Below are 7519 nucleotides of genomic sequence, written 5' to 3' on the forward strand. Positions count from 1 at the left end.
CCCTGGCCCGGTGCGGGCACCCGCGAGGCCGACCGGGCACCTCCCCGCCCCGGCGCGCATGCCGCCCCGGCCCAGCGCGGCGGAGGTGCCCACCCGACCCGGCCCGGGGCGGATACCGACCCCGCCCGGGGCGGATGCGATCCCGACCCGGCGCGAGTGTGCCGCGCGCCCCGGCACGGCGCGGCTGACCCGGCCCCGCCCCGGTGCCGTAGTTCACTGGTGAGCAGGGGCCGCGCCGCCGGGAGGAGGGCCGTACGCACATGGGCGCAGGTCATGACCACGCCCGCGGCCAGATCACGGCGGGCGCCGCCCACCGGTGGCGGCTGCGGATCGCCCTTTGCATCACCGTCACGGTGATGGCGGTGGAGATCGCCGGGGGCCTCCTCGCCGGTTCCCTCGCCCTGCTCGCGGACGCCGGGCATATGGCCACGGACGCGCTCGGCCTCGCGATGGCGCTGCTGGCGATCCACTTCGCGGGCCGTCCGCCGAGCCCGCACCGCACCTACGGCTACGCCCGCGCCGAGATCCTGGCGGCCCTGGCCAACTGTCTGCTGCTGTTCGGCGTCGGCGGCTACATCCTCTACCAGGCGGTGCTGCGCCTCCTCGCCCCCACCGTCACCGAGGGCGGGCTGACCCTCGTCTTCGGCGCCGTCGGCCTCGCGGCGAACACGGTGTCGCTGGCCCTGCTGAGGGGCGGGCAGCGGGAGAGTCTGAACGTCCGCGGCGCCTTCCTGGAGGTCGCGGCGGACGCGCTGGGCTCACTGGCGGTGCTGCTGTCCGCCGGGATCGTCCTGTCGACCGGCTGGCAGGCCGCCGATCCCATCGCCTCCCTGGTGATCGCCCTCATGATCGTCCCGCGGACGTACAAGCTGCTGCGCGAGACGCTGAACGTGCTCCTGGAGGCGGCGCCGCGGGATGTCGACATGGCGGCGGTACGCGCCCACATCCTCGGCCTCCCCGGCGTCGAGGGACTGCACGATCTGCATGTGTGGACCATCACCTCGGGCATGCCGGTGCTCTCCGCGCACGTGGTGGTCGCTCCCGGGGCGCTGGACGCGATGGGGCACGAACGGATGCTGCACGCTCTGCAGGGATGTCTCGGGGAGCATTTCGACGTCGGGCACTGCACGTTCCAGCTGGAACCGGGTGGGCATGCTGATCACGAAGCCAAGCTGTGCCACTGACACGCGCACGGGGCACATCTGCGGCAGACTTGGACGCTCACGAGTCGGAACTATGAGGATGGTCATGCCGATCACACCTGCCAACGGCGGCTCCGCCGAGACCGCCGAGACCGCCGTGCCGAGCGCTTCCGAGGAACCGATCATGCTCGAGCTGGTCGACGAGGACGGTACGACGATCGGCACCGCGGAGAAGGTCTCCGCACATCTCCCGCCCGGCCGACTGCACCGGGCGTTCTCCGTGTTCCTCTTCGACGAGGCGGGGCGACTGCTGCTGCAGCGCCGTGCGCTGGGCAAATACCACTCCCCCGGGGTCTGGTCCAACACCTGCTGCGGCCACCCCTACCCCGGTGAGCCGCCCTTCGTGGCCGCCGCCCGGCGCACCGGTGAGGAGCTGGGCCTGGCGCCCGCGCTGCTGCGGGAGGCGGGCACGGTCCGCTACAACCACCCCGACCCGGCCTCGGGCCTGGTGGAGCAGGAGTACAACCACCTCTTCGCGGGGCTGGTGCGGGTGGCGCCGCGTCCGGACCCCGAGGAGATCGCCGAGGTCGCCTTCGTCACCCCCAACGAGCTGGAGAAGCTGCACGGCGAGGCACCGTTCTCGGCGTGGTTCATGACCGTGCTGGACACGGCCCGTCCGGTGATCCGGGAGCTCACCGGAGCGGCGGCGGGCTGGTAGCGGCCCCGGGCAGCGGAAGGGCGGCCCGGACCACCTTGCCGCCGTTCGCCGTGTGCTCGACGTCGTAGACGCCGCCCGTCTCCTCCGTGATCGCCGTCACCAGCAGCAGTCCACGCCCGCCGGTCCGGCCCTGGTCCGCCATCAGGGCGACGGGCCGGTAGGGGTGGTTGTCCTCGACGGCCACCCTGACCCAGTCCCGGCTCAGGGAGACCTCGACGGCGATCTCGGGGGAGAGCAGCGCCGCGTGCCGTACGGCGTTGGTGACCAGTTCGGAGACGATCAGGAGCAGACTCGCCATCAGCTCCTCGTCGACGGGCACCCGCTGATGGGCCAACAGGTCGCGCACCGCGCGCCGCGCCTGGGGCACGGAGGAGTCGAGGGCCGGTGCGGTGAACCGCCACACACCCTCGTAGGCGACCGGCGGGGGCGGGGGTGCAGGCGGGGCATGGCCCGGTTCCGAGGGGACTCTTCCGACGGTCTCCATGTCCGACACCCACCCTCGCCGCGGCCCGACCACTCGTACCGAGTGTTGGGAAGCTCTGGTACGGACCGGCGCGGTAAGCACAACTTGACGCCTATCGAGCGCTTTTGACCGTTGGCGTATGCCAGCGTCACGCGCTGGACCGTTCCTGCTCACCTGGGTTCCGACCATGGTGGCTCCGTCATGACCGGCCCGAGGGCCCCAGCGCGGCGCTGCCCCGGCCTGCCCCCGACGTCCTGGCACCGTTTTGCCTCGGATGCTCTGACGCCGTCCGGCCTCCGATGCCCTGGCGCCGTCCTGCCCCCGATGTCCTGACTCCGGTGCCTGGCGCCGACCTGCCCTCGACGTCCTGACTCCGATGCCTGGCACCGACCTGCCGCCGACGCCCTGGCGCCGTCTCTGCCGCCGATGCCTGGCGCCGACCTGCCCTGTCCTGGATGCCCCGGCGGCGTCCCGGGCCGGAGGCCGTCCGGGGCGCCCCGACCCGGCCCGGATACGATCCGCCGCATGGAGCCCTGTCTGGAGCACGAGGTCGCCGACGGCATAGCGACCGTCGTCATCCGCCATCCCGCCAAGCGCAACGCGATGACCCCCGGGATGTGGCAGGCGCTGCCCCCGCTGCTGGACCGGCTCGCCGCCGACCCCGCCGTGGGGGCGCTGGTGCTCACCGGCCACGGGGACACCTTCTGCGCCGGTGCCGACATCGGCTCGCTGAACACCACGTACGAGGAGACCACCGGGCTCGCGCTGCCCGCCGAGGAGGCGCTGGCCGCCTTCCCCAAGCCGACCCTGGCCGCGGTGCGCGGCTACTGCGTGGGCGGCGGCTGCCAGCTCGCTGCCGCCTGCGATCTCCGGTTCGCCGAGGAGGGCGCCCGCTTCGGGATCACCCCGGCCAAGCTCGGGATCGTCTACTCCCCCGGGTCGACCCGCCGGCTGGTCGAGTTGGTGGGACCGGCCACCGCCAAGTTCCTGCTGTTCTCCGGTGAACTGATCGACACCGAGCGGGCGTTGCGCACCGGGCTGGTGGACGAAGTGCTGCCGGCGGGCGGGCTCGACAAGCGGGTGGCGGAGTTCGCCCGGGTGCTGGTCTCCCGGTCACGGCTCACCCAGACGGCGGCCAAGGAGTTCGCGGCCGGACCGGCCGCGCCGGACCGGGTGGCCCACTGGCGGGAGCAGGCACAGCTGAGCGAGGAGGCCGCCGAGGGCATCGCGGCCTTCCTGGAACGCCGCGTTCCGCGCTTCGGCTGGACCCCGCCGGCCGGATGACCCGGCGGGAGGTGGCCGGATCCGGCGGGACGGCACCGGGCGGAGCGGACAGCGGGCGGAGTGGACGGCGGGCGGCGGGGCTGACGGGCACTGGGGGAATCCGGACTACCACGTCTGACTACCTGTCGGTAACCTGCGGTCATGACCACACTCCCCGAGGGCGCCGCGTACAAGTGTTACAGCGTCGTCAATCCGATCCACTCCACCATCTACTTCTCCCCCGACTATGGCGAGGAGCTCGCCAAGCTGGGCCTGGAGGACAGCACGGCCGCCTACTTCGTCGGACGCGCGGCGGCGATGGGACGGGTGGGACCGGGCACCGTCACCGCCACCTTCTTCAGCTTCAGCCACGAGCTGATCGCCCGCCACATTCCGGCCGCCTGGGACGTGATCTCCCCCGAGGTCGCCCTGGAGGCCCGGTGGCAGGCGGCCGACTCGGTGCTGCGGCGCGTGCTGGGCGAAGAGGCCATCGCCTCCAAGGAGATGGCCGAGGCCGCCGAGCTGGCGCTGCGCGCCACGGAGGGCTGCTCGCGGCTGGCCCGCCCGCTGTACGCCGCCCACGCCGACCTGCCCGTCCCGGATGCCCCGCACCTGGCGCTGTGGCACGCCGCCACGCTGCTGCGCGAGCACCGCGGGGACGCACACCTGATGACCCTGGTCTCCGCCGGGCTCGACGCGGTCGAGGCGCTGGCCTCCCACACCGCGACCGGTAAGGGCATGTCCACCAAGTGGATCCTGCGCACCCGCGGCTTCAGCGCCGAGGAGTGGGAGGCGGGCCGTCAGCGCCTGCGCGACCGCGGGCTGCTCACCGACGACAACGAGCTCACGGAGGCGGGCGAGCGGCTGCGCCAGTCCCTGGAGGACGAGACGGACCGCCTGGACGCGGCGCCGTACGAACACCTGGGAGCCGAGGGCGTGGCCCGGCTGACCGAGCTGGCCACCACGTTCACCATGACCGCCCGCCAGAACGGCGCCTTCCCGGCGGATCTCCTGGGCAAGAGCTGACGGTCGGCGGGCCCGCCCCGCGCCCGCAGTGCCTCCGGGGAGACACGGACGGACGGGGCGCGGGGCCCCGCCCGTCCCCAGCCCCCAGCCCAGCGCCTCGGCCAGGGCCAGGCATCCGAGCGTCGCGCGCCGAACCCGAGGCGGCACAGGGGCCGCTCAGCGGGCGAGTTTGGCAGGGGCACAACGGGATACCCGCTTGTCGTGCGCGATCGGCCGTCTGACAACCGGGCGCCCACACCGCGCGCCGCGCACGCCGGCGCTTGCCCGTGCGCCGCGTAGCGAACGGTGCCCGGCGGCCGCCGCCGACCCCGCCACCGACCGACAGGAGGTCCCCGTGTTCCGCGCCATCGCCGACGTGCTCCGCACCATCGGCGCCGCCATCGCAACCGTGGTGACGCTCCCCTTCCGCGCGCTGGCCCGCCTCTTCGGCGGTGCCTCGGACGCGGCGGGCGGACCACGCCGTCGCAGGCACGTATGACGACTGTTTCCGGCTGACACCGGTGACCGCCGGTCCCCGTACCCGGCCCTCACCGCGATCCCGCGCCCGGCCCGCTCGGCCCACCCGGCCCACCCGGCCCGCTCGGCCCGCTCGGCCCGCCGAACGGGCCGGCCGCGACCGCTTCGTCAGTGCCACCTGCCACAATGCAGGAGCAGTGCAGACCGAAAGCGGAGCGTGATCGTGACGACGTCCATCGAAGGCAGGATCGCCGAAGAACTCGGCGTACGGGAACGGCAGGTCAAAGCCGCCGTCGAGCTGCTCGACGGCGGCTCCACCGTGCCGTTCATCGCGCGCTACCGCAAGGAAGCGACGGAGATGCTCGACGACGCGCAGCTGCGTTCCCTGGAGGAGCGGCTGCGCTATCTGCGGGAGCTGGAGGAGCGGCGCGCCGCGGTCCTGGAGTCGATCCGTTCCCAGGGCAAGCTGGACGAGGCCCTGGAGGCGCGGATCCTCGCCGCGGACTCCAAGGCCCGCCTGGAGGACATCTACCTCCCCTACAAGCCCAAGCGGCGCACCAAGGCCCAGATCGCCCGCGAGGCCGGTCTCGAGCCGCTCGCGGACGGGCTGCTGGGCGACCCCACCGTGGAGCCCATGGCCGCCGCGGCCGCCTTCGTGGACGCCGAGAAGGGCGTCGCGGACGCCGCCGCCGCGCTGGAGGGGGCGCGGGCCATCCTCACCGAGCGGTTCAGCGAGGACGCCGACCTCATCGGCGAGTTGCGCGAGCGCATGTGGACGCGCGGCCGGGTGGTCACCAAGGTGCGCGAGGGCAAGGAGGAGGCGGGCGCCAAGTTCGCCGACTACTTCGACTTCGCCGAGCCGTTCACCGAGCTGCCCTCCCACCGGGTGCTGGCGATGTTCCGCGGGGAGAAGGAGGAGGTCCTCGACCTCACGCTGGAGCCGGAGGAGCCCTCCGAGGAGACCGGCCCCACCTCCTACGAGCGCTCCATCGCCCAGCGCTTCGGCATCGCGGACCGCGGCCGGCCCGCCGACAAGTGGCTGGCCGACACGGTGCGCTGGGCCTGGCGCACCCGGGTGCTGGTCCACCTCGGCATCGATCTGCGGCTGCGGCTGCGGCAGGCCGCCGAGGACGAGGCCGTCCGGGTCTTCGCCGCCAATCTCCGCGATCTGCTGCTCGCCGCCCCGGCGGGGACGCGCGCCACGATGGGCCTGGACCCGGGCTTCCGTACCGGGGTGAAGGTGGCCGTGGTCGACGCGACCGGCAAGGTGGCCGCCACGGACACGATCTATCCGCATGTCCCCCGCAACCAGTGGGACGAGTCGCTCGACACGCTCGCCAGGCTGGCGCGTGAGCACGATGTGGAGCTCATCGCGATCGGCAACGGCACGGCGTCCCGCGAGACCGACAAGCTCGCGGGCGAGCTGTGCGGCAGGCATCCCGAGCTGAAGCTCACCAAGGTGATGGTGTCGGAGGCGGGTGCCTCCGTGTACTCCGCCTCGGCCTTCGCCTCGCAGGAGCTGCCGGATCTCGATGTCTCGCTGCGCGGCGCCGTGTCCATCGCGCGCCGGCTCCAGGACCCGCTGGCCGAGCTGGTCAAGATCGACCCGAAGTCGATCGGCGTCGGCCAGTACCAGCACGACCTGTCCGAGGTGAAGCTCTCCCGCTCGCTCGACGCGGTCGTCGAGGACTGTGTGAACGGCGTGGGGGTGGACGTCAACACGGCCTCCGCGCCGCTGCTCAGCCGGGTCTCGGGCATCGGCACCGGCCTCGCGGAGAACATCGTGGCCCACCGCGACGCCAACGGCCCGTTCCGCAGCCGCAAGGCGCTCAAGGACGTGGCCCGGCTCGGCCCCAAGGCGTACGAGCAGTGCGCGGGCTTCCTGCGCATTCGCGGCGGCGACGACCCGCTGGACGCGTCGAGCGTCCACCCCGAGGCGTATCCGGTGGTGCGGCGGATGGTCGCCAAGGCGGGCGGCGATGTGTCCGCCCTCATCGGCAACACGGCGGTGCTGCGCGGCCTGCGGCCGGACGAGTTCGTGGACGACGCCTTCGGTCTGCCGACGGTCACCGACATCCTCAAGGAGCTGGAGAAGCCGGGCCGCGACCCTCGTCCCGCCTTCAAGACCGCGACCTTCAAGGAGGGCGTGGAGAAGATCGGCGACCTGTCGGCCGGGATGATCCTGGAGGGCGTCGTCACCAATGTCGCGGCGTTCGGGGCGTTCGTCGACGTCGGTGTGCACCAGGACGGTCTGGTGCACGTCTCCGCGATGTCCAAGACGTTCGTCAAGGATCCGCGGGACGTGGTCAAGCCCGGTGACATCGTGCGGGTCAAGGTCCTGGACGTCGACATCCCGCGCAAGCGGATCTCGCTGACACTGCGGCTCGACGACGAGGCGGGCGCCCCGTCCGGCGGCGGACGGGACCGCGGCCGCTCCGACCAGGCCCGCGG

Annotated in this window: 7 protein-coding genes; 6 read left to right on the forward strand and 1 reads right to left on the reverse strand. The window is 73.0% G+C overall.

The features are described 5' to 3' along the window. The first annotated feature begins 260 nt into the window (after positions 1-260). Together AXW62_RS38440 and idi are read left to right on the forward strand one after the other, a co-directional pair. The gene (locus AXW62_RS38440; RefSeq protein WP_030840489.1) at positions 261-1184 is read left to right on the forward strand and encodes a cation diffusion facilitator family transporter; all 924 of its coding nucleotides are present in this window, start codon (positions 261-263) and stop codon (positions 1182-1184) included. 64 nt (positions 1185-1248) lie between these two features. Then, the gene (idi, locus tag AXW62_RS38445) at positions 1249-1860 is read left to right on the forward strand and encodes an isopentenyl-diphosphate Delta-isomerase (RefSeq protein WP_060948439.1); all 612 of its coding nucleotides are present in this window, start codon (positions 1249-1251) and stop codon (positions 1858-1860) included. Here idi and AXW62_RS38450 read toward each other — a convergent pair. Further along, the gene (locus AXW62_RS38450; RefSeq protein ID WP_060948440.1) at positions 1835-2344 is read right to left on the reverse strand and encodes an ATP-binding protein; all 510 of its coding nucleotides are present in this window, start codon (positions 2342-2344) and stop codon (positions 1835-1837) included. The two genes, idi and AXW62_RS38450, sit on opposite strands and share 26 nt — an antisense overlap. A 504-nt stretch (positions 2345-2848) precedes the next feature. Here AXW62_RS38450 and AXW62_RS38455 point away from each other — a divergent pair. The 4 genes from AXW62_RS38455 to AXW62_RS38465 all read left to right on the forward strand — a co-directional run. Continuing rightward, positions 2849-3607: an enoyl-CoA hydratase/isomerase family protein gene (locus AXW62_RS38455; RefSeq protein ID WP_060948441.1), complete on the forward strand. Its 759-nt coding sequence runs from the start codon at positions 2849-2851 to the stop codon at positions 3605-3607. 141 nt (positions 3608-3748) lie between these two features. After that, on the forward strand, positions 3749-4612 hold the full coding sequence (locus AXW62_RS38460) for an SCO6745 family protein (protein WP_060948442.1): 864 nt from the start codon (positions 3749-3751) through the stop codon (positions 4610-4612). A gap of 334 nt (positions 4613-4946) precedes the next feature. Beyond that, the gene (locus AXW62_RS44735) at positions 4947-5090 is read left to right on the forward strand and encodes an LPFR motif small protein (protein WP_169808210.1); all 144 of its coding nucleotides are present in this window, start codon (positions 4947-4949) and stop codon (positions 5088-5090) included. Between the two features lie 201 nt (positions 5091-5291). Next, positions 5292-7519, forward strand: a 2228-nt coding sequence (locus AXW62_RS38465; RefSeq protein WP_060948443.1) for a Tex family protein, incomplete at its 3' end; no start/stop codon positions are given.

The sequence above is a fragment of the Streptomyces hygroscopicus subsp. hygroscopicus genome (genome assembly GCF_001553455.1).
Classification (GTDB): domain Bacteria; phylum Actinomycetota; class Actinomycetes; order Streptomycetales; family Streptomycetaceae; genus Streptomyces; species Streptomyces hygroscopicus.

Excerpts from the sequence above, each read along its gene's own strand:
- AXW62_RS38455 (WP_060948441.1), top strand. The coding sequence starts at position 2,849 with ATGGAGCCCTGTCTGGAGCACGAGGTCGCCGACGGCATAGCGACCGTC.
- AXW62_RS38440 (WP_030840489.1), top strand. The coding sequence starts at position 261 with ATGGGCGCAGGTCATGACCACGCCCGCGGCCAGATCACGGCGGGCGCC.
- idi (WP_060948439.1), top strand. The coding sequence starts at position 1,249 with ATGCCGATCACACCTGCCAACGGCGGCTCCGCCGAGACCGCCGAGACC.
- AXW62_RS38450 (WP_060948440.1), bottom strand. The coding sequence starts at position 2,344 with ATGGAGACCGTCGGAAGAGTCCCCTCGGAACCGGGCCATGCCCCGCCT.
- AXW62_RS38460 (WP_060948442.1), top strand. The coding sequence starts at position 3,749 with ATGACCACACTCCCCGAGGGCGCCGCGTACAAGTGTTACAGCGTCGTC.